General features: G+C 61.8%; 21 protein-coding genes. 3 read left to right on the top strand and 18 right to left on the bottom strand.

The genetic code is table 11. From position 1 onward, the window contains the following. Window positions 1-157: 157 nt before the first annotated feature. A complete protein-coding gene (locus DXT59_RS18665; RefSeq protein WP_116138351.1) occupies window positions 158-1,180 on the top strand; it encodes a LacI family DNA-binding transcriptional regulator in 1,023 nt (340 codons plus the stop codon). 40 nt (window positions 1,181-1,220) lie between these two features. Here the strand turns inward: DXT59_RS18665 and DXT59_RS18660 are convergent, their stop codons facing one another. The 16 genes from DXT59_RS18660 to DXT59_RS18580 form a co-directional block, all read right to left on the bottom strand. After that, entirely contained in the window at window positions 1,221-2,105 is an 885-nt protein-coding gene (locus DXT59_RS18660; protein ID WP_420823400.1) for a carbohydrate ABC transporter permease, read from the bottom strand. Next, complete coding sequence (locus tag DXT59_RS18655) at window positions 2,075-2,944, bottom strand: carbohydrate ABC transporter permease (RefSeq protein WP_116138350.1); 870 nt, start codon at window positions 2,942-2,944, stop codon at window positions 2,075-2,077. The genes DXT59_RS18660 and DXT59_RS18655 overlap by 31 nt, the downstream gene beginning before the upstream one ends. Before the next feature lie 30 nt (window positions 2,945-2,974). Continuing rightward, a complete protein-coding gene (locus tag DXT59_RS18650; RefSeq protein WP_116138349.1) occupies window positions 2,975-4,234 on the bottom strand; it encodes an ABC transporter substrate-binding protein in 1,260 nt (419 codons plus the stop codon). 181 nt (window positions 4,235-4,415) lie between these two features. Further along, on the bottom strand, window positions 4,416-5,687 hold the full coding sequence (locus tag DXT59_RS18645; RefSeq protein WP_116138348.1) for an alpha/beta hydrolase: 1,272 nt from the start codon (window positions 5,685-5,687) through the stop codon (window positions 4,416-4,418). 720 nt (window positions 5,688-6,407) lie between these two features. Beyond that, the gene (locus DXT59_RS18635; protein WP_116138346.1) at window positions 6,408-7,490 is read right to left on the bottom strand and encodes a sn-glycerol-3-phosphate import ATP-binding protein UgpC; all 1,083 of its coding nucleotides are present in this window, start codon (window positions 7,488-7,490) and stop codon (window positions 6,408-6,410) included. Between the two features lie 221 nt (window positions 7,491-7,711). Next, window positions 7,712-8,908 carry a porin gene (locus tag DXT59_RS18630; protein ID WP_116138345.1) on the bottom strand — a complete coding sequence of 399 codons (1,197 nt, stop codon included), beginning with the start codon at window positions 8,906-8,908 and terminating at the stop codon, window positions 7,712-7,714. A gap of 206 nt (window positions 8,909-9,114) precedes the next feature. Further along, window positions 9,115-10,005: a VOC family protein gene (locus DXT59_RS18625; RefSeq protein ID WP_116138344.1), complete on the bottom strand. Its 891-nt coding sequence runs from the start codon at window positions 10,003-10,005 to the stop codon at window positions 9,115-9,117. An 80-nt stretch (window positions 10,006-10,085) separates the two neighbouring features. After that, on the bottom strand, window positions 10,086-12,461 hold the full coding sequence (locus DXT59_RS18620) for a DNA polymerase II (protein WP_116138343.1): 2,376 nt from the start codon (window positions 12,459-12,461) through the stop codon (window positions 10,086-10,088). Window positions 12,462-12,723: 262 nt separating this feature from the next. Next, window positions 12,724-13,056 (bottom strand): L-rhamnose mutarotase, encoded by a 333-nt coding sequence (locus DXT59_RS18615; RefSeq protein WP_116138342.1) that lies wholly within the window; start codon window positions 13,054-13,056, stop codon window positions 12,724-12,726. After that, window positions 13,057-14,190, bottom strand: coding sequence for a mannitol dehydrogenase family protein (locus DXT59_RS18610; protein WP_116138341.1), 1,134 nt, complete (start codon window positions 14,188-14,190; stop codon window positions 13,057-13,059). Between the two features lie 8 nt (window positions 14,191-14,198). Next, a complete protein-coding gene (locus DXT59_RS18605; RefSeq protein WP_116138340.1) occupies window positions 14,199-15,209 on the bottom strand; it encodes a zinc-binding alcohol dehydrogenase family protein in 1,011 nt (336 codons plus the stop codon). 21 nt (window positions 15,210-15,230) lie between these two features. Then, the gene (locus DXT59_RS18600; protein ID WP_116138339.1) at window positions 15,231-16,106 is read right to left on the bottom strand and encodes an amidohydrolase family protein; all 876 of its coding nucleotides are present in this window, start codon (window positions 16,104-16,106) and stop codon (window positions 15,231-15,233) included. Continuing rightward, entirely contained in the window at window positions 16,103-17,119 is a 1,017-nt protein-coding gene (locus tag DXT59_RS18595) for an aldo/keto reductase (RefSeq protein WP_116138650.1), read from the bottom strand. The genes DXT59_RS18600 and DXT59_RS18595 overlap by 4 nt, the downstream gene beginning before the upstream one ends. Before the next feature lie 97 nt (window positions 17,120-17,216). Further along, window positions 17,217-18,164, bottom strand: a complete 948-nt coding sequence (locus DXT59_RS18590; RefSeq protein WP_116138338.1) for an ABC transporter substrate-binding protein — start codon at window positions 18,162-18,164, stop codon at window positions 17,217-17,219. 38 nt (window positions 18,165-18,202) lie between these two features. After that, window positions 18,203-19,234 (bottom strand): ABC transporter permease, encoded by a 1,032-nt coding sequence (locus tag DXT59_RS18585; protein ID WP_116138337.1) that lies wholly within the window; start codon window positions 19,232-19,234, stop codon window positions 18,203-18,205. Beyond that, window positions 19,227-20,777, bottom strand: coding sequence for a sugar ABC transporter ATP-binding protein (locus DXT59_RS18580; protein WP_116138336.1), 1,551 nt, complete (start codon window positions 20,775-20,777; stop codon window positions 19,227-19,229). The genes DXT59_RS18585 and DXT59_RS18580 overlap by 8 nt, the downstream gene beginning before the upstream one ends. A 230-nt stretch (window positions 20,778-21,007) precedes the next feature. Between DXT59_RS18580 and DXT59_RS18575 the strand changes: the two genes are divergently transcribed. After that, window positions 21,008-21,691 (top strand): FadR/GntR family transcriptional regulator, encoded by a 684-nt coding sequence (locus DXT59_RS18575; protein ID WP_116138335.1) that lies wholly within the window; start codon window positions 21,008-21,010, stop codon window positions 21,689-21,691. A gap of 13 nt (window positions 21,692-21,704) precedes the next feature. Here the strand turns inward: DXT59_RS18575 and DXT59_RS18570 are convergent, their stop codons facing one another. Both DXT59_RS18570 and DXT59_RS18565 read right to left on the bottom strand, forming a co-directional pair. Further along, complete coding sequence (locus DXT59_RS18570; RefSeq protein WP_116138334.1) at window positions 21,705-22,889, bottom strand: AAA family ATPase; 1,185 nt, start codon at window positions 22,887-22,889, stop codon at window positions 21,705-21,707. A 66-nt stretch (window positions 22,890-22,955) separates the two neighbouring features. Then, window positions 22,956-23,492, bottom strand: coding sequence for a carboxymuconolactone decarboxylase family protein (locus tag DXT59_RS18565; protein WP_116138333.1), 537 nt, complete (start codon window positions 23,490-23,492; stop codon window positions 22,956-22,958). A gap of 134 nt (window positions 23,493-23,626) precedes the next feature. Between DXT59_RS18565 and DXT59_RS18560 the strand changes: the two genes are divergently transcribed. Next, on the top strand, window positions 23,627-24,589 hold the full coding sequence (locus tag DXT59_RS18560; RefSeq protein WP_116138332.1) for a cupin domain-containing protein: 963 nt from the start codon (window positions 23,627-23,629) through the stop codon (window positions 24,587-24,589). Window positions 24,590-24,666: the final 77 nt, after the last annotated feature.

Below are 24,666 nucleotides of genomic sequence, written 5' to 3'. Positions count from 1 at the left end.
GAAGGACAAACGCGGGCCATCGATCGACCGTTAATATTCGGTAAAGGTTTTAGCGGCATACTCACCGCACTAAAGTCCGCGGCGCCGTATCATGTCGCTCGCCGATTCCTCGGCAGCGGGTCAACGGCCCGAACTTCCAGGCTCGTCTTCATCGCGCATGAAAGAGAAACCACAAAAGCATTGGGTCACCTCGTCGGACGTCGCGCTGCGAGCCGGCGTCTCGCGCTCGGCCGTATCGCGCGCCTTTTCGCCGACGGCCAGCATCGCGCCGGAAACGCGCGAACGCGTCATGAAGGCCGCTCAAGCGCTGGGCTATCAAGTCAACATGATCGCCCGCGAGATGAACATGCAGCGCAGCAGCATGGTCGGCGTCGTGACCGCGGGATTCGAGAATCCTTTTCGCGCGAAACTGCTTTCGCACATCATTACCTCGCTCAGCGGCCACGCGCTCACGCCGCTGGTTTTGAACGCAGAGGATCCGCGTCAGATCCAGCACTCCCTCGAAGTGCTGCTGAGCTATCGGATCGCCGGCATGATCATGACATCCGCCTCGCCGCCCGTTGCGCTCGCCCGGCAGTATCTGAAGTCCCGCATCCCCGTGACCATGATCAACCGCGCCGCCAATTTGCCCGGCGCGGACGTCGTGTTGAGCGACAACGTCAGCGGAGCCTCGAATGCCGTGCGGATGCTGACCGGCGCGGGCGCGCAACAATTGATCTTCGTCGGCCCCGCGAAGACGAGCTACAGCGCACGCGCGCGCGGCGCCGCATTCGGCCGCGCGATCAAGCGCTCCAGATCCGGCGATGCGGTTTTTATGGGCGTCCACGTCAGCGCCTCCGACGACTACGAATCGGGTGTGGCCGCCGCGCATGCGATCTTCGCCGCGGCGCCACGGCCCGACGGCGTGTTTTGTTCGTCCGATCTGCTGGCACTCGGTTTGATCGATACGGCCCGTCATCGCTACGGCTTGCAAGTGCCCGGCGACGTATTTGTGGTCGGATTCGACGATATCCCCGCTTCCAGCTATGCGAACTATCAGTTGACGACGATCCGCCAAGACACGCAGGCACTCGCGAACACGGCCGTCGATCTTCTCGTCGACCGGATCGGCACGTTCCCGGGCGATTCGCGTACGCGCATCGTGCCGGTCGAAGCCGTCGTGCGAAAAAGTTGCGCGTAGCGTCGCCGCGAGTAGCCGGCGGAACGGGCTCATGCCACGTTCATTTCAATGCGCCGCTAAAGCCGCGCAGCAAATATCGCTGCACATAACTCGCGAGCACGAGCGTCGGCACCGAGGCGATCAACCCGGCACTCATCAAGTCTCCCCAATCGACACCGTTTTCCGTGACATAGCCCGCGATCGCGAGCGGCAACGTGAAACGACTCGGCGACGAAACGAACAGCAGCGCGAGCAAAAACTCGTTCCATGCCGTGATGAACACGAAGATGCCGGCGGCGATGAGCCCGGGCGCGGTAAGCGGCAGGACGATATGCCATAGGCGCTGCGCGAGCGTGGCGCCGTCGATCCCGGCGGCCTCCTCGCACTCGATCGGCAATTCGCCGACGAACGGCAGCAACATCCATATCGCCATCGGCAGCGTATAGACTTGGTAGACGAGAATCAGCCCCGCCTTCGAGTCCAGGAGATGCAGGCTCTTTGCCAGCGAGAAGAGCGGTACGGCGATCGTAATCGGCGGCATCAGCTTCAGCGCCAGCACAAACATCAAAAACACTAGATCGAGGCGCGCGGGAAAGCGCAAACGGACGAGCGCATACGACGCGGGAAAAGCAATCGCAAGCGAGAGCAGCGTCGCACCGAGCCCGACTAGCGCCGAATTCAGCAGTGGCCGCCCGATTCCGCCGTGCCAGACCGACACGAAATGCGCGAGCGTGGGCGACGACGGCCAAAGCGCGAGCGGATGATCGAGGCGCTCCAGCGTCGGCATAAACGCCGCGCCGATCATCCACACGCACGGCAGCAAAAGGCAGGCAAGCGCGCAGAGCCTCAGTAAACCCGAAACCCGACTTCCGAGCGCGATTCGCCCACCTTGGCGCACGTCCAGAGAAGGCGATCTCATCGTTGCCGTTTCGCGGCCGATTTCCATATGTAACCCGAGACAAGCACGGCGCATGCTGCAAGCATCAGAACCGATGCGGCGCTGGCAGGCCCGACGTTGAAAAACCGGAATCCGGTGTCGTAGATGTAGGTTGAAAGCGTCTCGGTCGCGTTTCCAGGACCGCCGCCGGTCAACGCGTAGACCTTGTCGAACAGCTTGAACGTATCGATCGAACGCAATAGCATGGCCAGCATGAGGTGCGGGACCACGAGCGGCAGCGTAATGTCGCGCAAGCATTGCCACTCGCTTGCGCCGTCCGTGCGCGCGGCCTCGACAAGCTCCTGCGGAATCGACTGCAACCCGGCAAGAATCACGAGAAACGCGGCAGGCGTCCATTGCCACACGTCGACGACGATCAGAGACCAAATCGCCATGTGCGGGTCCGACAACCACGGCACACCTTCGATTCCAAACACGGCGAGCAGCGCGTTCAGAAAGCCGTGGTAGTTGAACCAACTGCGCCAAATCGAAGAGCAGACGAGCGTCGAGATCATCATCGGCAGGATCGCGAGCGGAAGCGCGATCTTGCGGCCGCGAAACGAGCGGGCGAAGACGAGCGCCAACGCCAGGCCGAGCAAGACTTCCGCTAACGACGCCGCTACCATGAAATGCAGCGTATGGAGAAAGCCCGCGTCGAACGCGCGGTCCGAGACAACCGTGCGGTAATTCGCCAGACCGGCGAATGCGCGGTGCCCGGACACGTAATCGACCTCGCAAAACGAATCGACGATTACACGCACGAGCGGATACAGCGCAAGCACGCCTAACACGAGCACGGCGGGGCTCATCAGCATGACCAGCGGCAAATAGCGGCGAGACGAATTCATCGGGGCGTGTCGTTCGGCCAAACCGGCGGATTACTTCGCCGCCACAGGCAACGCCTGTGCGATCTTTTGCGAGGCGCTGCGCAGCGCGACATCCGGGGCCATCTGCCCCGTTACCGCAAGCTGCAGCGACTCACCCAAGATCGCCTCGACCTGCTGCCAGTTCTTGACGCGCGGGCGAGCGCGCCCCGCTTCGAGCGCCTTCAACTGATCGGGATACCAGCGGAATTGTTTGAATAGCTCGGCGTTCGCAAACACGCTCTTACGCGTGGGCGGAATGCCCAGCTTCGCGAGTTGCGTCTGCTCGGCCGGCGACGTCAGATAGGCGAGGAACTGCATGGCCAGTTTCGCGTGAGGCGCATCTTTCGGCACGCCCATTTGCCAGATGCCTAGCATCGGCGCGGGCCCCTTCACTTGACCCGGCGGCGCTTGCAGCGCGACTTGACCCACCACGCGCGATTGCGCCGGATCGTCGAGTGCGGGAATCCATGCCGGCCAGACTTCGATCGATTGCGCGGCCGTACCGCGTTGCAGCGCATCGCGCACCTCGGCGGCGCCGTAGACATCGACGTCCTTCGGCGCCGATGCTTTGAGCGCAAGCAGCGTCTTCAACGCCGCCAGCGCCTGCGGCGAATCGATCGTCACCTTGCCGCCCGCGTCGACGACGTCTCCGCCGTAGGCCCAAAGAATCGGCAGGAAGCCGGTCACGATGGGATTGCCCTTCGCCCCGCGGAAGACCACGCCCGAGGTACCTTTGTTCGCGGCACCGATCGTCTGCGCGATTTTCAGCACGTCGTCCCACGTGCGCGGCGGCTGAAGGCCCCGGGCGGCTAGCAGGTCCTTGCGATAGGCGAACATTTCGACGTTGCCGACGATCGGCAGTGCATAGAGCCCGCCCGACGGCGCGCGGCCGAGCGCGACAGTGGTGTCGATCATGTCCGCATCGGCCAAGTTGGACGGCAATTGCGCCAGCCAGTCGTTGCCGATAAACTCGGGCGCCCAGGTATCGTCCATCAGGACGAGATCGTATGCGCCGGTCTTCTCGCGCATCGACAGTTTGAGCTTCTGATAGAGATCGCCGTTCGGTAACTTCAACAGTTCGATTTCGGTGCCCGGGTGCTGCGCGATGAAGCCATCGACCGCTTGCGCCAGCGCACGTCCATAGATATCGTCACGTCCCGCGATGACTAGATCCGCCGCCGAGGCGAGGTGCGAGACGGCAGCTAGACCGACTGCGACAGCCGCGGTACGCAAGCATGCGAACACGCTCGTTCGCCTTCCCAAAGAAGCCATAAGTATCAACCATCCCCACTGATTAATGATGCCTCGTTATGAGCTAGGCATTACGCGGCGCGGACGTTGCACGCGCGTGCAACGTAGTGCGCGAAGACTCGACGAAAATACAAACAAGGAGCGATTGTGGCGGCGGATCATGACGCGCCCGTGTCAACGGAGCGTCACATCCGCCTCTTGACTAGTGCAAATCCGCGGCTAGCGGCGGCTTTACTGTGCCGGAGAGCACGCCGCCATCTTGCACGGCGGGTTGCTTCTCGCATCCCCACTGATCGACGAGGATCGGTCGGGGACCTCCCCGCTGAGGGTCTTTGACAATCCAATAGTCTCCGTTCTTCTTCCAATCTCCGATGGCGTGGCTGGCGGCCCCGTAATAAATCAGGCTCTTCGTATCGGCAAGAAAAGGTGCAGCGCTCGCGAAATAGTCGTGACCCGTGCCGAAGAAGTCCACGTCGAGGTAGGACACCACATAGTCGAACTGTTTGACAGGGGCTAGCGGCACACTACCGCATCCGACGCGAGGATAGGCATGCAAGGCTTCCGATGCATGCACAGCCTTGTCGTAAGGGGACATGTAGACCGTCGTATGTTCGGCCACACTCGCATAGGCCGGTGCGAGTTCGCTGAATACTTGAACGTCGACATCGGGCGCGGCGAGTATGACTTGACCAAAGCGGATGTGCCGATGGGACGTTACCTCGTTCAACGTAGCGGCAACCCGCAGCATCGCCCGATTGCCCATGCTATGGGCGATGACATGTATTTTTCGCGAGCCGGCCAGCTCGGCAATCGAGTTCAGATATTTGGCGAGATAAGCTTCGCTAGCATCGATCGTTGCTTCATCCATGAAATATCCGTGGACGAGTTTTGCAGCCGACGGCCAGTTGAACAGAAACAGGTGGTAGGACGGTATCCCCAGATCGACTCCCAACTGTCCCGCCCTGGTCGCGGACTCCTTGAACGAATTGTTATATCCGTGGATATAGACGACAAAGCTATCCGGCTCCGTCGCTACGCGAAGGCGAAGCGAGGCGTCTCTTAGGAAAGCCGACTCGTCGGCATATGAATGGATATCGGAATCCCTGATCTCAAGTTTGGGGTCGGTGCCCGTGACGGTGCCCCAGTCCGACCCGACTGAACCTAGCTGATGATGTTTCGGTACGACCATGTCGATGGTGCCAAAGTGAAGCTTGTCGTCTCGCTGAATCGAGTAAGGACCATCGGTCGAAGCTTCCCCCGCATTTAGAGGCCGACGCGTTGTGGCGTAGAAGAACGTGTAAATGGTTTGCGATTCGGTTTCGCTGACGAGTCGAACCCCGCCGGGCGGCATGGTTAGATAGCCGGATTCCTCTGTCTGTACTACCCCTGAAAGCGGTGCGCGAGCGCTCATGCAGCTCGATAGAAATGCAAGCGCGCACAGCGCCGCGACGGCGAGAAGGTTTCTTCGTTGCATATCTCCCCCGTTACTGCTGGTACCAACTAATCGGGTTACTCAATGGCGCGTATGCGTGATTGCCTACGTGGACGGTGGACGCCTTACCCGGCTTCGGACCCTGCTCTGACGGTTTTCGTATGAAATCGAATGTGTCGACATCCATCGCAAATCCCCGGTAACCGATCACAACGGGAATTTCGAATTTGCGATTCATATTGATGCCCGCGCTGTTCGCGGTCACCACCGTCACCTGTCCGCCGGGATAGGTCAACGGCTGATCGCCACCGAGCTTCGTCCAGCATTCCGGAGATCGATGCGAGCCAGACCGCGTTGGGAACCCGCCGTCGCGCCTTTTGAATTTCGCTATCGGACAAGGTCTTTTCCGCGGTTGTCGATCCGCAGGTCAGATAGATATCGCCTACTTGGATATCGGCACGCGGTGGAAATACGGCGGACATACCGTACTGTTCTAATTGGGTACTCCAAGTGTCCCGCAAGCCGTTGGCACCAGCGAGCTTATCAGTGGAACACCCGGACAAGGCACCGCAAACCATTAACACAACGACGGTGCCACGGTGCGCTTGGCGCTGCGCTGTCTTCATGACGGCCCCCGAATTCGTGGTCATTTATTGATTTTTACAAGCTCACGAATGACGAGAGCTTGCACAAGATTCGTAGGACAATTCGCAGCGAAAAGCAAGGCGCCTTAGATCGGCTTGCAGGTTTACCCTGGCCGCATCACCCGATCCGGCGACCGCTCTCCTTATCGAAAACATGCATGCGTGACGGCGGGATCGTCAATGCGATCGAGTCGCCCGCATTTGGACGCGCTTGATGCGGCAAACGCACCACGACGCTCTGCTCTCCCCATCGTCCGTGCACGAGATTGTCCGCGCCGAGCAATTCGCAGATATCGACCGGCAGCCCAACCTGCGCCACGTGCTCGCCCACCAGCATGTGCTCCGGCCGAACACCGAGCACGTAATCGCGATTCGGGATCAACGGGGCGCCCGCCGTACGCAGTCCCTCGATCGACAACCTAGGCCCGTTCGCGACCACGAAATGTCGGCCATCTTCGCTGACCCGGCCCGAAAGCAAGTTCATCGCCGGCGCACCCATGAAGCTCGCCACGAACGTACTGGCGGGACGCTCGTAAATTTCCGCCGGCGTTCCGATCTGTTCGATCTTTCCGCCGTTGAGCACGACGACGCGCTGCGCGAGCGTCATCGCTTCGACTTGGTCGTGCGTCACATAAAGGCTCGTCGTGCCGAGCCGCGCGTGCAGCTTACGGATCTCGACGCGCATCTGAGCCCGCAGCTTCGCGTCGAGGTTGGACAACGGCTCATCGAACAGAAACAGCGCGGGCTCGCGCACCATCGCCCGCCCCATTGCCACGCGCTGCCGCTGTCCGCCGGAAAGCTCGCGTGGGCGGCGGCCAAGCAGCGGCTCCAGTTCGAGCATGGCCGCGGCGGCGTTCACGCGCTCACGAATCGTCCGCGGTGCCGTGCCTCGAATCTTCAAACCATAAGCGATGTTCTGCTCGACCGTCATGTGGGGATACAGCGCATAGTTCTGGAATACCATCGCGACATCGCGTTCCTTCGGCTCCAGTTGGTTCACGACCCGGCGGCCGATGCGGATCTCGCCCGAGGTCACGCTTTCGAGCCCCGCCACCATGCGCAGCAACGTGGACTTGCCGCAACCGGACGGGCCCACCAGCACGATGAATTCGCCGTCGGCTACGTTCATATGGATGTTGTGTAAAACCGGTTGTTGTCCGGCGTACGCCTTATGCACGGCGTGAAATGTCAGCGTTGCCACGCGTGAGGTCCTGTGAAGAGGGCTTCAAATCAGTCTGTCTGCCGCACTGCGCGTCTTTCAGCACACGCCGACGCAAAGCAAGGCAAGGCACAAAAGAGAGCGGCCGTGCATTCGCGCGGCCGCCGCACAAAGGGTCCGCGACGGACCCGACCACATTGGTTCTGCTGCTGTTCGAGGCGGCACAGCAAATCGTTGCCGCGTCCGCGCTTTGAGCGTCTTGCTTAGAACGTGTGGCGCACGCCGAGACGCACGAGCGTTTGAGAATTGCCTGCCGACGAGATGCCGTTGGCGACGTCCCCGATCGAGGCCGTCGCGTTCACGACGTTGCCGTATTGGTCGAGCGTCTTGCCGCTGGCCTTTTGATAGCCGACCAAGCCGTAGAGCGCCGTGCGCTTGGACAGACTGTAGTAAGAGGACAGGTTGAACTGGTTGTACTTCGGCCCCGACTGCCCGGCCACCGCGCTGCCGGCCGTGTAGTCGTAGCCCGCCGCGACGCGCAGGGCGGGCGTGGCTTGCCACGAGGCCGTCAGGCCGGCCGAGTTGAAGGTTTCCTTGCCTTGGAAAAGCGAGACGCTGCTCGCCTTGAATTGCGTGTTGCTATACGACACGCCGAGCGTGACGGAGCCGATGGTGTACGTGCTCGCCGCGGCGATGATGCGCTGGTACTGCGCACTTGCAAAGCCTTGATTGATCGACGAAGCGAACGTGCCGTCGTAAGCGCCGGTCCAACCGGTCGTCGGACCGTATGCGTTGTTTGCCAACAGATACGCCGCCCCGATAGCGAAGGGGCCGTTCACATACTGGCCGCCCAAGCTCCACGTGCTCTGGTTCTTCGCGCTGCCCGCTTGATTGCCGAAGCCGTACAACGCGCCGAGCGTCAGGCCGCCGAACGAGGGGCTCGTGTATTTGACCGAGTTGTTTTCGCGCGATTGGTTATCGATATTGTCAAGGTCGCCCGGGTGCGCACCCATGCCCGTCAAGAAGCTCGACGGTCCGATCGAGCCGACGAAATCGACGATCGGATCGTACTGGCGGCCCATCGTCACCGTACCGAACTTCGTGCTCTTCAGGCCCATGAATGCCTGGCGGCCGAACTCGCGGCTGCCTTGACCCAATTGACCATTGCCGATATTGAAGCCGTTTTCGAGTTGGAAGATCGCCGCGAGGCCATCGCCCAATTCCTCCTTGCCCTTCAAGCCCCAGCGGCTTCCGGACCATGTGCCGCTCGCAAAGCTATAAGCCGACTTGCCGACCAGCACGGCGGGCGTGCCCGCCTTGCCGGCCGTGGCGACCACGGCCTGATTGCTCGTGTAACCCAACCCGGCGTCCACGATACCGTACAACGTCACGCTTCCCTGAGCGTGGGCTGCCGCGCAAACAGCGTTAAGCGCAACCACTGCGAAAAGTGACTTCTTCATGTTTGAACTCGTGCTCCACCCGTGGAAGAACCTGCATTGACTCGTCGTTGCACACGCGTGCATCGGATCGAGAAAAAAAGAGGCGTTGCTCGCGCAAGCCTCCGTTTTGTCGGTCCGTGCGCGAGGCACCGAGCGGATTCGTTTTTTCGAATCTGCGCGGAGTATCGATGGCTTAGATGAAATGTGTGTGACAGCTTCTTGCAAGCTCAGGAAAAGGGGTGCCGGCTCGATGGCCCTAACGTGCTTGGCTGCGGCGCCCCGCATCGTGCGGGATCACACTCGATAAAACGCAGCGTGATGCCATGGGCGAACTCATTGTCGATGGAGAGCGCGCCATCGCTGCGTTCGGCGGCGATGCCGGTGGCGCGCAACGTATTCGATAACAAGTCGAGCGATTCGACCATCAACGTCAATCCTGCAATACATGGCAAGCGGCGCGACGCGCCGTCGCATGCGATGGCTTCCAGTCGCACCTCTACGTCTCCGCATTGAATGAGACGGTCGGTGTCGTCAAGCACGGCAGCGCTCGATGACAACACACGCGCGTAGCGGTGCGCGGCTACATTCAATTGCGCAGCGGGAATCGAAATCGTCACGGCCGCGAGCCCTATCGTGCCGTTGGGATGCACCGACTGTTCCGGCCGATAGACGAGTTCCGGCGTCAGATGCTCGCATGCGAAGACGAGGCCGCCGGGAGTATAGGTCGCATCGAGTTGCGTGATTCGGAAACGGGCGAGCGCATCGCCGCCGGAACCGGACACGGGACGGGAAAAGCTCAACGGTGCCTCGGCCGGCAAGCCGGCGGCGCGCCATTGTTCGAATAGCGCTTGGGCATCGCCGGTTGCGACGACCATGGCAGCCGCGCCGTCGCCTTGCTCGAGAAAACGCGAGAAATACGCCGTTACAGGATTGGGGCGGCTTAGTGCCAACAACTCCAAATATCCGTTCCCGAAGATAGCGCAATGATTTTCGGAGCCAACCGTATGATGTCCACGCGGTGTGAGCGCAAAACCCATGCGTGCGTAGTTCTCGCGCGCGGCATCGAGATCGCGCACCGCGATGACGAAATGATCGATTCCGGACAGCATCCCCGCCATGGCAAGCTCCTAGCCGCACATTGCACGCATGCGTAAAACGAATCCCAGCAAGAGACCAGCGATAGCCAACCCGAGCTATCTTAAAACAACGTTTGCTGACCGCTGGTCAACGTTTCGAAATCATCGTTCAGCAAAGGCAGTATCGCGTCGGCGACCGGTTGCAATTGGTTCGTGACGTAGTGCTGGTAGTCGAGCGGCGATCGCCGCGCCTCGAGCGGCTCCGGCCCCGCGCCGGTCATGACGTAGCTGATCCAGCCACCTCTTTGATATTGCAGCGGCCGCCCTTGCCGCCGGTTGTATTCGTCCGCCATACGCGCCGCTCGCACATGCGGCGGCACGTTGCGCTCGTAGGCGGCAAGCGGACGACGCAGCCGCTTGCGATAAACGAGCAGTTCGTCGAATTCCCCGCTCAACGTCCGGCGTACGTAGTCGCGCACGTAGTCTTGATAGGGCTCTCGCTTGAACACGCGCAAGTAAAGCTCTTGCTGAAACCGCTGAGCGAGGGCAGTCCAGTCGGTTCGGACCGTCTCCAGCCCCTTGTAGACGACTTCCTCGCGCCCATCTTCATGTACTGTCAGGCCAGCGTAACGCTTCTTGCTGCCCTCGTCGGTACCGCGGATCGTCGGCATGAAAAACCGGCGATAGTGCCGCTCGAACTGCAACTCCAACGCACTTTCGATTCCGAAACGGTCCCGTAGGTGCTGCCGCCACCAGTCGTTGATATGCGCGACCAGTCCTCTTCCGATGCGCGCGGCCTCTTCCTCGGTACGCGCATGATTGAGCCAAACGAAGGTCGAATCGGTGTCCCCATAGATAACCTCGTATCCCTGCGCCTCGATCAGCTCGCGTGTCTTGTGCATGATCTCGTGTCCGCGCATCGTGATCGACGACGCCAAGCGCGGGTCGAAAAACCTGCATCCGGTCGAGCCGAGTACGCCGTAAAACGAGTTCATGATGATCTTCAACGCTTGCGACAGCGGCTTGTTCCGGTCGCGCTTGGCCGCCTCGCGCGCATCCCAGATCTGCGCGACGACGGACGGCAAGCCATGCCGCGTGCGCGAAAAGCGTGCGCCGAGAAAGCCGGGAATCGAGTCGGCGGGGCTAGGATGACGCATGCCTTCGATCAGTCCCACGGGATCGATGCGGAACGTACGGATGATCGACGGATAGAGGCTCTTGTAATCGAGTACGAGCACCGAGTCGTACAGCCCGGGCCGGGAATTCATGACGAAGCCGCCCGGACTCGGCGCGCCGGCCACATCGCCGAGATTCGGGGCGACATAGCCAAGGCGGTGCATGAGCGGCATATAGCGATGCGTGAACGCGGCCACTGAGCCGCCGCTGCGATCCGCGGGCAAGCCGGTCACCGTCGCGCGTTCGAGCAAGAACGCGAGCAATTCGGTCTTGGCGAAGATGCGCGTCACCAGTTCGCAATCTTTGAGGTTGTAGCGGGCCAGCGCCGGCTTGTCCTCATCGAAGCGGCGCTGGATCTCGTCCATGCGCTGATAGGCGTTGTCGATGGCCTTGCCCTCGCCGAGCACTGCTTGCGACACATATTCGAGGCTGAACGAAGGGAAGCTCCAAGTCGCCGAACGCAGCGCCTCGATGCCGTCGATAATCAAGCGGCCGGCGGCACCGGCGAAAAAATGTCCTTGCGTCAGGCCGTGTTCGCGCCATTCCATCGCACTGCCGTCCCGGCCGAGGCGCAACGGCACGCCATAGCGCTGCGCGTGCTCATGCAAGATCCGCAGATCGAACTGCACGAGGTTCCAGCCGATGATCGCATCGGGATCGTGCCGGGCCATCCACTCGTTCAATCGCTCGAGCAACTGCGCGCGGCTTTCACAGTAGTCGAGGGCGAAATCGACCCGGCTGCCGTCGCCGTTGACCGGGCCTAGCATGTAGACCTGGCGTTGCCCGCAACCTTCGAGCGCGATCGAATAGAGTTCGCCTTGCGCACTCGTTTCGATATCGAGCGAGACCAGGCGCAATTGCGGGCGATAGTTCGGTGCGGGCTTCAAGTCGCAGTCGAGCAGCCGCCCGTCGCCGCTCGGCCGGCCACTAAACGAGACAGGTGCGGTGATGAAACGCTCCATCATGTAGCGGTCCGGCGGGAAGATGTCCGCCTCGTAGACGTCGACGCCGGTCTGCTTCAAGCGCTTTTCGAGCTGAGTCAGTTGGCGGTATTGCCGGCTGTAAAGCCCCAGTACGGGGCGGCGATGAAAGTCGCGCAATTCGAGCGGGCGCAACTCGATGCGCCCGGACGACGGATCGCGACGCAGGGCTTGCTCGATGTGTTCGCGCTGCGCGGCGGGAACGAATGCGACGGATTCTTGCGGACGCAGGCGAAGCTGGCGCGGGCCGTCGTCCGTCGCCAGCCAGAACACGACCTCCGTACCCGCCGGTGTGTCCCGCCAGTGGCGGGTCAAAATGAATCCTTCGTTCTGCGTGGCCAAACACCTGCTCCGACACGGTCTGTTCGCCGAATTTTACCGTCCGCGGCGGTGGACCATGTCGGGCGCTTAGTAGACGAAAACGGAGCGCCGCGGAAAAACCGATGCTGCTCAGTGACTTACGGAGCTGTCTACCCAGTTATGCACAGCGTTGCCCCCAAAAACTGTGAATAAGTCACGGTTGTTCGGGAGGCGGATGCGCCGCTGACCTCCCACTAATTCGGCGGGCCGGCTTCCTTGCCACAGATATCGCCCCACCCTCCCCCTACCCCAACTCGAATATCCGCTCCATCCGCACCCACTTCTGTCCGGCGGGCGTCCAAGGGGTAGGGGTCTGGAACTCCCACATCAAGGTTTCCCATCGCTGAACGGCCGGGTCGTTAAGCGCCGCTTGAGCCATGCGATCGGCATCGTAAATGGCGTCGTCCGTTTCCATGATCATGAACAATCGCGTCCCCAACCGGTAAATCTCCATGCCGGTCACGCCATGCTGACGAATGTGCCGAATGACATCGGGCCAAACGTCGCGATGGAATTCCTCGTAGCGGGCGATAAGCTGCGGATCGTCCTTTAGATCGAGTGCGAGACCGTAGCGCATTTACAGAAACCCTCGCTTGCTCAGCAAGCCCCTTAACCGCGGTTGATCGATGCGGACCGGCAAAGACTGCGCGAGTTCGACGAGCGGCAACACCCGCCTTTTGACTTTGGCGACATGGTTTTGCGCGATATCGCCGATTCGGTGCTCGAGGTAAGGATTCTCGAACCGTTCCCGAACGCTAGCGAGATACGCCTGCGCTTGAACACTCATGCCCAGCGCATCGAAAACGGGCAAGACTTCCTCTTGCCAGACCGCTTCGACCTCGGCGCGCATGCGCGAATCGTGCATCGCATCGAGCACCGTTTCGGACTGCGACCGCTGCTCGGCAAGCCAATGCTCCGCGAGCCAAGTATGGCCCAAGTTGAGGAAAAACAGCTTCAATCGTTCGTGGCTGCGCAGATCGTCCGTCAAGACGATGCTCTCGTGCTTGCACGGCAACGCCATCCCCTGACGCCGCTCGATCGCCCACAGGGCATACGGCTCAGCGACCGCACCGACGGGATCGATAGGCTCCGACACGATCCGATCGACGAGCGAGTTCACCCAGACGCATCGATGATGAACGTAGTCGATGAAAGCGTCGGGCAACGACCACTGCCTCGCCAAATCGAGCACGATGTCGCGCAGCGTGTCGCCGTTGTTCGCGATCAATTCGCAAGGAAAGATCGATACGCCTTCTTCCGCGCGTTCTCGCCAACGCGAATAAAGCAAGGCGAGCAGCTTCGCGGGATAGCTGCGCGGCACCGCATCCGTGTTCGCAAGCAGGTCCGCCGAGTCCCGATCGTCAAGGCGATAACCCGCATCGCCCGTGTTCGAGACGATCACGCGTACGTTTTCGACGGCTGCGCGGCGTACCGTCGCCCAGTCGCGATCGGCCGTCCACGCCGAGCGAATCGCATTGCAGACGACGACCTTATCGACCGTTGCGCCATGCTCGTTGCCGCGAATTCGCACGGGATAGCTGCCCTCTCGCGACAGCGCGGCGATACGCGCCTGACTGGCCGGGTTGCCCGTCGTCTGCACCACGCCGATACCGCCGATGGCCTCCCCCCGCTCCAACGCCTGCGAGACGAATAGCGCAACATGCGCCAACAAAAACCGGCTCGTACCGAACTGAAGGATGGCCTCACTCATGGCTGGGCTCAGCATTCCACCAACGCTTTCACCACGGTTTGCCCCGTCTCCAGTAAGCGCGGAAATGCCTCCGGAACATCCGCCAATCGCATGCGATGCGTATTGAGCGCTTGATCCGGGATGCGTCCGGCCCGCATGGCCTCCAGCACCGTTTCGAAGTCTGCGGTCGTGGCATTGCGACTGGCCAGCAAAGTCGTCTCGCGCTTGTGAAACTCCGGATCGGAGAACGTCACCTGCCCCGGTACGATCGAGATCAACGTATAGGTGCCGCCGTGCGCAACAAATCCGAAGCCGCGATTCATCGCATCGATATTGCCCGTCGCATCGAAGACGACATCGAAGAATTCGCCGTTCGTCAGCGAGGCGAGTTGTTCCTTGTCAGTAGTGCCGACGGCAACGGCAGCATCGACGTTCAACTGGGCCTGGCAGAACGCGAGACGATCGGCGCGCGTATCGAGGCACGTGACATTGGCGCCGCGCAGCTTGGCGAAGATCATCGCAGCCATGCCGATCGGACCGGCCCCAACGACGAGCACGCGCTGATTCGCCGCAACATTCGCCCGCCGCACCGCATGCGCACCGATGGCCAAAAATTCGAGCATCGCGGCTTGATCGAGCGTGACGCCTTCGGCCTTATGAACGAACTGCGCCGGTACGCTCAGGTATTCGGTTAGCGCGCCGTCTCGGTGTACGCCCAGCACTTTGATGTCGACGCAACAATTGGTCTTCCCTTGCCGGCATGCGACGCAGCGACCGCATGAAAGGTAAGGCATGACGTAGACGCCGTCGCCGGGCGCGAATCCCGAGCCGCTCTCGGCTTCGACGACCACCGCCGAGAACTCGTGCCCCATTACGCGCGGATATTGCAGGTAGGGCTGGTTGCCCGTGAAGATGTGCAAGTCCGTCCCGCAGATGCCCACGCGACATACGCGCAATAGCACCTCCCCGGCCGCGCGAACGGGTGCATCGGATTGCTGGGCGCGCAACACCCCGGGTGATTCGCAGATCACGCTAAGCATATGGATTTCCTCTCGATCAATTCAAACGTGGCGAATGAATTCGCCTACGCGATAAAACCTGCCGGCGTTTCCACCGAAAACGTCGGGGATCGCCCCCGCTCCCAAGAACCGCGCGCAATCTCGTTCGCAAGCAACCAGCCATTCGCGATAGCCGCCACCGGCAGGCGCCAGGCGCAGCACCGGCCAGTCGCTGCCCCACATCAAGCGCCGCGCGCCGAACAGTTCGGCCAGGATCCGAACATAGGGGCGGACGCGGTTATTCAGCGCGTCGTCACCGGCCGCATCGCCGGCTTCGGTCCAAAGCCCCGAAAGCTTGCAATGGACGTTGGGAAGGAGCGCGAGCCTCGTCATCGCGCTCAGCCATGGTTCGAGCGCCCGCGCCGCGATGTCGGGCTTCGCCCCGTGATCGATAACGATCTTCAGATCGGGATAGCGCCGCGCGAATTCATAGAGGGAAGCGAGATGGCGCGGCATCGCCAAGGCGTCGAAACGCAGGTCATGTTCGATCATGGCCGCCACGGCGCCATCCAGCGCCGGATCGTCGATCCAAGCATCGTCGGCCAGGTCTTGAAGCATTGGCCGTAGGCCACGTGCCTTCGGGTGCCCGGCAAATTCCGAGATCTTTTCCGCCGCGTCGGCGGCTTTCATATCGACCCATCCGACGACGGCCCAAACGGTCGCCGTTCGCTGCGCGAGGTCGAGCAAGAAGCGCGTGTCTTCCTCGGTAGGCAGCGACTGCACGAGCACCGTTCCGCCGATCCCGGCAGCGGCCAACTCCGGAGCCAGATCGGCCGGGCCGAAGTCGCGATGGATCGCATCCAAGTCGCGCGGCGGCCAATAACCGGTGCGGGCATCGATTTGCCAGTAGTGCTGATGCGCATCGATACGCGGCGTCATGCCTCCCCCTTCGGAACGGGCGCATCGGCCGCAATCAACCCCTCATCGCTCAATGCGCGCCAAAACTGATCGGGTATCGGCCGCTCGAGCCATGCGATGTTCTGCTGCAATTGGTCAACGCTCCGGGCGCCGACCACGCACGAGACGACAGCCCGATGTGCGATCGGGAATTGCAGTGCGGCCGCGGGCAGCGGCACGTCGTAACGATTGCATACGTCGGCTAGACGCCGCACCTTGTCGATAACTTCAGCAGGCGCATCCCCGTAGTTGAATTTGCCGTTACCGGCGAGCACCCCGGAATTGAATACGCCGCCCGCGACGATCGCGGTTTCCGCCCGCAGACAACGGTCGAGCAGCGGTTCGAGGGCGGTCTGCTCGAGTAGGGTGTACCTTCCCGCAAGCAGCACGACGTCGAGATGCACCTCATTCATCGCATCGGCGACGATCTCCCACTCGTTGACGCCAAGGCCGATCGCGCGCACCGCGCCGCTCTCGCGCAATTGCCGCAGAGCACGAAAACCGCCGCCTTCAGTGAGTTGCGTCCAGTAGTGTGGGTGACGATCGCCGTGGGTCATCGCTCCGATGTCGTGTACGTAGAGGATATCGATACGCGATGTTCCGAGCCGCTGCTGGCTGTCCTCGTACGAGCGCATGATGCCGCCGTAGCTGTAATCGAAGACCGGACGAAAGGGCAACGGCTCGGCCCACCCATCGTCCCCGGGCCGCACGCTCGCATCGGGGCGCATCAGGCGCCCGACCTTGGTGCTGAGCGTGAAGGCGTTTCGGTCACGTGCCGCGAGCGCTTGCCCGATGCGTCGTTCGGACAGCGTGTAGCCGTAGTACGGCGCCGTATCGAAGTACCGCAAGCCGGCCGACCACGCGGCATCGACGAGCGCCTCGGAATCGGCCCGCGAGATCGGACGATAAAGACCGCCGAGTTGAGAACAACCGAGCCCCAAGGCCGTCAGTTCCAACCCACTACGCGGCAAAGCACGTGTTTCGCGAGCGTTGATCATCGAGGGAGACGTTCGTGAATAGTTCGATCGTTGCGGAAATACCCGGATAAACCCGCGCCGGTTTCTCGGCGCCGACGCGGGCCCAACCACATCGTTAATAAAGGACGTTCTTCGCCGCGGGAGAGTCGAGATTCTGCTTATCGACCATCACGACGCCCGTATCGATATCCTTGGCGACGGGCTTGCGTTCGATGACGTTCACGACCGTTTGAATGCCCTTGTAGCCCATCTGATACGAGCCTTGCACGGCGATCCCTTGAATCGTCCCGTCGCGCACGAAATTTTGCAGATCCTGATTGCCGTCGAACCCGATCGCCACGACTTTGCCGGCCTTGCCCGATTGCTTGAGCGCACGGCCCACCCCGATCGCGGTAGGCTCGTTCGCACCGAAAATGCCCTTCAGATCGGGGTTCGCGGAAAGCACGTCGGTGGTTTGATTGAGCGCCGTCGCCATCTGAGACTGCGAGTAGTACGGCCCGACGATCTGCAGTTTCGAGTGCGCCGCGAGATACTTCTTGAAGCCGCCGACACGCCCGATTTCCGAACCCGCGCCCGGCACATACGACATGAGCGCAATCTTGCCGGTCTGTCCGACACGATCGATCAAGGCCTGCGCGCAAAGCTCGCCGGCCTTCTCGTTATCGGTCGACAAGAACGACTGGTAATACTGCTTGCCGGAATCGGACAGCGCGGAGTCGATCAACACGACCGGGATGTGCGCTTCCCAGGCTTTCTTGATCGCGGGAACGAGCGCATCGGGATCCGACGGCGCCAGCACGATACCCGCCACATGCCGATTGACGGCGTTCTCGACCATGTTGACTTCATCGGTGATATCCGATTCGGCCGCCGGACCTTGGAACGTCATCGTGTATCCCTTCGCGTCGTCGAGCGCGGCCTTCGCGCCTTTCTGCACGTTCTGCCAGTAGTTCGAATTGACCGTTTTCACGATCACGGCGATCTCGCCGCCCGCCGCGTAGGCGCCCGTGCTGAACGCCGCGCACAACATTGCCGATACCGCAAAAATCGAAAGCCTGCCCATGTCTCGCTCCTCTTTTTTGATGATTGAACTACGCTCGATTACCGCTTCCTGCTTCGCATCTGATCGATCCAAACGGTGCCTAGAATCACGACGCCGATGATGATCTGCTGGATGAAACTCGATACCCCGTTCATATTCAGGCCGTTGCGCAGCACGCCGATCACGAACGCGCCGATCGCCGTGCCCGAGATCGTTCCGACGCCGCCCATCAGCGACGTTCCGCCGATCACGGCGCTGGCGATCGCATCGAGTTCATACATGACGCCTTCGTTGGGCTGGCCCGTCACGAGGCGCGACATCAGCACGCAGCCGGTGACGCCGGCCAATGCGCCGGAGAGCACGTAGGTGAACATCTTCACGCCGCTTACATGGACACCCGAGAGACGCGCCGCCTCGGGGTTGGAGCCGACCGCGTAGATGTGCCGGCCGAGCGACGTCTTCGAGAGCAGAATGGCGCCCGCAATGAAGAACACGACCATGATGACGACGGGATAGGGAATGCCCGGGAAGGTCGTATCCGGAAATCCGTCCGCGCCGATGCGAGAAATTCGGAACAATGCGCCGTTACCTAGAACGCCGAACGCATTGCTCAAATCGGAGACCGGCCGGGCGCCGGTGATCTGTAGAGCGAGACCGCGCGCGACCAGCATCATGCCGAGCGTCGCAATGAACGGCGGCAAGCCCATGCGCGTCACGCAGATGCCGTTGACGTAGCCGCATAGCGCGCCCACGAGTACGCCGCACAGCATGGCGAGGGGCACAGGTATTCCGGCCTTGGCGAGCAGTGCGGCCGAGACGCCCGCGAGCGCGAGTACCGAGCCGACGGACAAGTCGATGCCGCCCGTGATGATGACGCAGGTGGCGGCAACGCCCAAATAGGCGATCGACGTCACTTGCAAACTGACGGTCATCATGTTGCCGACCGAAAAGAACGCCGAGCTGGAGACCGAAAACGCAATGACGAGCGCCACGAGACTGCCGAGGGCCGCGAACTTCTGAATGAGGTCGCGGCGCCGCTGCTGCGCCGAGCGGTCGGTGCTTTGGCTACGATCCGAAGTCATTTCAAGCATGGGTGCGCCCCGAAGCAAAGTGCATGATCTCCTCCTGACTGGTTTGTTTCGTTTCGAGAACCGCGGTGATGCAGCCCTCGTGAAAGACGGCGATCCGATCGGTCATGCCCAGCAGTTCAGGCAATTCCGAACTGATCAGCACGACGCCGACGCCGTCGGCCGCAAGCCGATCCATAAGCCCGTAAATCGCGAACTTCGCGCCGACGTCGATCCCGCGCGTGGGTTCGTCGAAGAAGAAAATCTTCGATCCGCGATAAAGCCATTTACCGATGACGACCTTCTGCTGATTACCGCCCGACAAATTGCGAACGATCTGCTCGATCGACGGTGTGCGAATCGATAGATCGCGCACATAGCGACGCGCGATCTCGGCTTCCTCGGCGAAGCGCAGGAAGCCCGTGCGCGACGAGACGGCGCCGACGTTCGAAAGCGTGATATTCGCGGCGACCGACATCCCGAGGGCTAAGCCTTCTTGCTTGCGGTCTTCCGATAAGTAGGCGATGCCATGACGAATCGCTTCGCGCGGGGACCGGATCGTCAAGCGCTCGCCGTGCAATTCGAGGGTCCCGTCGTCCAACCGGTCGGCGCCGAAGATCGCGCGCGCGACTTCCGTGCGGCCGGCGCCCATGAGGCCCGCGAAGCCGAGGATTTCCCCTTTGCGCAATTCGAACGAGACCGGCCCGAACACGCCGTCGCGGCGCAGGTCGCGCGCGCTCAGCAGCACCTCGCCGGTAGGAACCGATTGCCGGGTGGGATAGGCGTCATCGAGCGATCGACCGACCATGCGCGCGACGATGTCGTTCACCGTCAGCGCGGCGAACTCGTCTGTCGAAATATGCCGGCCGTCGCGCAAGATCGTCACGCGGTCCACGATCTGGGCCATCTCGTCGAGCCGATGCGAGATGTAAAGGATCGCGACACCCGCCGAGCGCAGTTCTTGAATGATCCGAAAAAGCTGGGCTGTTTCCGATTCGGTGAGCGACGACGTCGGCTCGTCCATGATCAGCACGCTCGCATCGAACGAGAGTGCCTTCGCGATCTCCACCATCTGTTGCTGCGCGATCGAGAGCGTGCCGACGAGCGTCGTGGGGGCGACATGAAGGCCGATGCGCTGTAAGCAGCGCGCGGCGTCGGCGTTGAGCTTGCGGGTATCGACGAACGGCCCGCGCTTCGGCTCGCGAGCGAGAAACAAATTCTCCGCCACGCTCAAATGCGGAACCAGGTTCAGTTCTTGATGAATGATGGCGATGCCGGCTGCCTGGGCTTCGGCAGTCGAACCGAACCGGACCGGCGCGTTGCGATAGTGAATCGTGCCCTCGTCGGGCTGGTACTGGCCGCTGATGATTTTCATCAGCGTCGATTTGCCGGCGCCGTTCTCGCCGCAGACCGCGTGCACCTCTCCCGCCCGAAGGTCCAGACGAATGCCGTCGAGCGCGACCACGCCCGGAAAGCGCTTCACGACGCCTTCGAGGCGCAGGATCTCGCGCCCCGGCGCATCGCGATCGGTCACGGCAACGCTTGGCGAACTGCTGAGCACTGTCATCCCGTCTCCATGTACGGCCGACCTGGCTTCTATCCGGTCAGTCCAATTTTGCTGAATTAAAGACAAAATCATCGACTTGGTCAAGCCAATGTTCGTTTACTTAAACCCATCTTACCAATGGTGAAAACCCTATGGATCGCCGAATCGCTTGCCAGGCAACGGCAGCGGACCCTCGTGCTAGACTCCGACGCAACGTACATGGTCGTGAGCAGGGCCTTTTCAGGCAGAAGATGAAATCGACAGAACCCAAGCGGCTTTACCAATCCGTCGCTACCCAGATCCTCGCGTTGATTCGTCAGGGCGAATTCCCGGCGGGCGAGCGCCTGCCGCCCGAGCGAGAACTCGCGCTGAAGCTGGGCGTATCGCGCCCGTCGCTGCGCGAGGCGCTGATCGCGCTGGAGATCGGCGGGCAAGTGGAGATCCGGATGGGATCGGGCGTCTACGTTTGCGAAGCGAGCGAGGACGCGGCGGGCACCGTGAGCGCGCTAGGCGACAGTCCGTCGGAATTGATGCAAGCGCGAGCGACGATCGAAGGCAGCGTGGTCGTGCTGGCGACGGCGCATATGACCGCGGCCATCCTCGACCGGTTGCGCCGTACGGTGGATCGGATGCGCAGATTGGCCACGGCCGGCAAATCGCCGGTCGAGGCGGACCGGCAATTTCACATGTTGATCGCCGAAGCCGCGGGCAATTCGGTGCTGAGCCGTTACGTGGGCGAGCTGTTCGATAGTCGGCATGATCCAATCGCCGCTGCGATGCGGGACCATACGGAAAACCCGCAAACCTGGACGGTCGCCGTGCACGAGCATGAGGCCGTGCTCAAGGCTCTGCAAGCCGGCGACCCCATCGCTGCGCAAACGGCGATGCGCGCGCACTTGATGGCTTCGGAAGAACGGTGGGTTAGCGGGGGATAAGACCGGGCGATCCTTAGTCGGCCCACCGCCAGGCGGGACGATCCAATAGCCCCTGACCGGCGAGCGCCGTTTCCGAGAACGTCTTTTCGAGTTCGAGGCAGTTGCATTCGGGATCTTCCTCGAGCGCCGCCGCCAGCCGCGACGAATGCGAGATCACCCAGATCTGGGTATGACGTGCCGCCTGACGTATCAAACGCCCGAGCGCGGGCATCAAATCCGGATGCAGACTGGCTTCCGGTTCGTTCAGTACCATCAGATCGGGCGGCCTCGCCGTCAACAGCGCGCAAACGAGCAGCAGATACCGAAGTGTGCCGTCCGACAACTCGGCTGCCGTCAACGGACGCATCAGCCCGTGCTGGTTGAACTGCAATGAGAAAAGCCCGCCGGGCTGGCTATCTATCTTGACGCTCGCGCCCGGGAACGCATCGGCAACGGCATCGTCGAGCGCCTCGCGATCGCCGATCTCTCGAATCGTCTGCCAGGCCGCGGCGAGGTCCCGGCCGTCATGATGCAGCACCGAGGTACGCGTACCGATTTGGGGACGGCGGGCAGGCGCATCGGGATCGATGCGGAAGTGGTCGTAAAACCGCCAACTTCGCATCGACTCGCGAACGTGAAAAACCTCCGGGCTCACGGAGTCTCTACCGATCTGCGAAAACAGGCTCTCGTAGCGCGGCAGGTGCTGAGTCACGACAGCCCATCCATCATCCGTCCTGCGCCGTACCACGCCGCCCTCGCGATCCACGAGAACGGCGGCCGGACGCAGAAGGGGCCCGCACCAGATCGACTCGCGTTTGAACTCGGGATCGAGCGTGAATGACGACGACGTCTCCCTATCCTCGTTTCCATAACCCGTTACGATCCCCATGCTGACCGCGTAGCCGAAGTCTTCGCCATTGAATCCCAGCCGCAAACGAGGCGGCGGCGATCCCTTGGCGCGAGCCTGCACCGGCACGTCGCCTCGCCGCATGCGGCCGGAGCGATCGTCCGGGCCCGCCCAAAGAACCGACTGCAGCCCGCCCTCCCTCGCGAGCGGTCCGACGATGCCGTCCTGCGCGACGCCGGCCAACAAGCTCAATGCGCGATAGAGATTCGACTTACCGCTGCCGTTCGCGCCCGTGACCACGTTCAGGCGACTCAGCGGGATAACTAGCTCGCGAATCGATCGATAGTTGGAAATCGCAAGGGAGGTCAGCATGGGCGAACGAAATCGGTATCGGGTTGACAGCGCTTACCAGTCTAGACCCGATACTACGATATCTACCTACGCGACAGACGGAAAATCCAGCGTCGTATCGTTCACGCGATTCACGAGATTCGTGAACGTGATCGACGCGATCGCGAGATTGATTTCGATGAGCTGCCGCTCCGTATAGCCGGCCGCGCGCACCGCATCGACGACCGCCTCCGGGACAGTGCCGCGCGTACCGACAAGCGCACGAACATACGTGACGAGCGCGTCCCGCTTCGCATCCCCCGTTGCAACCCCGGCGCGCACTTGTTTCATCGCATCGCTCGATAATCCGGCGAGCTTGCCCATCAGCGTATGCGCGGCCACGCAATAGTCACAGCCCACGTGTTCACTCACGACGAGCTTGATGACTTCGATGTCCGCCTTGGCGAGCGTACTCGCGGCAACCGCCGCATCGAATGCGAGCGCCGCGTTCAGCGCCTCGGGGCTCTGCGAGCCCACGGTCGCGTAGGCGTTGGGCACCTTGCCGACGGCTTTCTTGAGCTTGGCGAACACTTCCGCTGCCGGGCCGGTGGCGTCTTCAGGGCGAATGGTATGCAGACGGGACATGATGGACTCCTTTGTTCAGTGTTGATCGGTGGTTGAGCGCGTTAGCCATGTCGTATGGCATGGGAGGCAGTGTACTGAGGCGCGTCGAGTTGTTTAATGCCATAATTTCGCAAAATTATGCTCAATTGACTCACATGCAACTATTGGATCGACTGCTGTCGCTGATGCCGGTCACCGGCCGGCTCGACGTACGGTGCCATTTCGGCGCCCCTTGGCGCATCGACCATCCCGCGTCGAGCGAGTGGGAGATTCCTTATCACGTGCTGCTGCGCGGGGAGGCGATCGTCGAAACCGGCGCCGCGCAGAACGGCGAACCGGCGCTTCACATGAAGGCCGGCGATATCGTATTGTTCCCCGCCGGCGGCGCGCATAGATTGCACGACGGCAGCGGCAAGTCGCCGCGGGCGGTGCGCGAGCAACATGTCGGCGAATTGAGCGTCGTCACGAACAGCAGCAAGCGCGAGGGCGCCGACGTTCTATGCGGCCGCTTCGTGCTGCCGGCCGTCCCGCGGCAATTGATGCGCGATCACCTACCGGGGCGTCTGCTCGTGAGCAGCGTCGGCGCGGCGCAGGGACCGGCGTGCGACGCCGCCTTCGCGGCGAGCCGGCTGGCCCGTGTCATCGACTTGATGCGCGAGGAAGCATTCGAGTTGCGCCCGGGCAGCGAGACGGTCGTGAATCAGCTTTCCGGCGCGCTATTTGCACTGACCCTGCGCTGCGCCTCCGATAGCGGCGAAGCGCCACGCGGCTTGCTTGCGCTCGCGCAGCGTCAGCGTCTGCAACCGGCGCTCGCGGCGATGTTCGACGAACCCGGCAAGCCGTGGACGCTGCCGGCGCTCGCCGAGCTATGTCATATGTCGCGCGCCACCTTCGCTCGTCATTTCGACGAAGCAATCGGCCGCTCTCCGAGCGACGTGCTGACGGAAATTCGCATGGCGATCGCGGGCCGAAAACTCGCGCAAACGAGGCTGCCTGTCGCCGAGATCGGCGAAGCGGTGGGATATCGATCGGAAGCCGCCTTCCAACGCGTTTTTAAACGGCAGGTCGGTATCACACCCGCGAAATGGCGCGCGCAATCGTTGCGTTCGGCCGATTGATAATGAAAACACATCAATCGTTCGAAACATTGCACTTATCGTTTATCCGGCCGCGGGCGAATATCCCTGAAACGACG

Source organism: Trinickia diaoshuihuensis, assembly GCF_003390925.1.
Classification (GTDB): Bacteria; Pseudomonadota; Gammaproteobacteria; order Burkholderiales; family Burkholderiaceae; genus Trinickia; species Trinickia diaoshuihuensis.
This window is presented reverse-complemented; position numbering and strand designations above follow the sequence as displayed.

Coding starts and splice junctions, on each gene's coding strand:
- DXT59_RS18560 (WP_116138332.1), top strand. CDS start 23,627: ATGCAACTATTGGATCGACTGCTGTCGCTGATGCCGGTCACCGGCCGG.
- DXT59_RS18655 (WP_116138350.1), bottom strand. CDS start 2,944: ATGAATTCGTCTCGCCGCTATTTGCCGCTGGTCATGCTGATGAGCCCC.
- DXT59_RS18645 (WP_116138348.1), bottom strand. CDS start 5,687: ATGCAACGAAGAAACCTTCTCGCCGTCGCGGCGCTGTGCGCGCTTGCA.
- DXT59_RS18575 (WP_116138335.1), top strand. CDS start 21,008: ATGAAATCGACAGAACCCAAGCGGCTTTACCAATCCGTCGCTACCCAG.
- DXT59_RS18565 (WP_116138333.1), bottom strand. CDS start 23,492: ATGTCCCGTCTGCATACCATTCGCCCTGAAGACGCCACCGGCCCGGCA.
- DXT59_RS18585 (WP_116138337.1), bottom strand. CDS start 19,234: ATGCTTGAAATGACTTCGGATCGTAGCCAAAGCACCGACCGCTCGGCG.
- DXT59_RS18630 (WP_116138345.1), bottom strand. CDS start 8,908: ATGAAGAAGTCACTTTTCGCAGTGGTTGCGCTTAACGCTGTTTGCGCG.
- DXT59_RS18570 (WP_116138334.1), bottom strand. CDS start 22,889: ATGCTGACCTCCCTTGCGATTTCCAACTATCGATCGATTCGCGAGCTA.
- DXT59_RS18660 (WP_420823400.1), bottom strand. CDS start 2,105: ATGGAAATCGGCCGCGAAACGGCAACGATGAGATCGCCTTCTCTGGAC.
- DXT59_RS18665 (WP_116138351.1), top strand. CDS start 158: ATGAAAGAGAAACCACAAAAGCATTGGGTCACCTCGTCGGACGTCGCG.
- DXT59_RS18610 (WP_116138341.1), bottom strand. CDS start 14,190: ATGAGTGAGGCCATCCTTCAGTTCGGTACGAGCCGGTTTTTGTTGGCG.
- DXT59_RS18605 (WP_116138340.1), bottom strand. CDS start 15,209: ATGCTTAGCGTGATCTGCGAATCACCCGGGGTGTTGCGCGCCCAGCAA.
- DXT59_RS18580 (WP_116138336.1), bottom strand. CDS start 20,777: ATGACAGTGCTCAGCAGTTCGCCAAGCGTTGCCGTGACCGATCGCGAT.
- DXT59_RS18650 (WP_116138349.1), bottom strand. CDS start 4,234: ATGGCTTCTTTGGGAAGGCGAACGAGCGTGTTCGCATGCTTGCGTACC.
- DXT59_RS18625 (WP_116138344.1), bottom strand. CDS start 10,005: ATGGCGGGGATGCTGTCCGGAATCGATCATTTCGTCATCGCGGTGCGC.
- DXT59_RS18615 (WP_116138342.1), bottom strand. CDS start 13,056: ATGCGCTACGGTCTCGCACTCGATCTAAAGGACGATCCGCAGCTTATC.
- DXT59_RS18600 (WP_116138339.1), bottom strand. CDS start 16,106: ATGACGCCGCGTATCGATGCGCATCAGCACTACTGGCAAATCGATGCC.
- DXT59_RS18590 (WP_116138338.1), bottom strand. CDS start 18,164: ATGGGCAGGCTTTCGATTTTTGCGGTATCGGCAATGTTGTGCGCGGCG.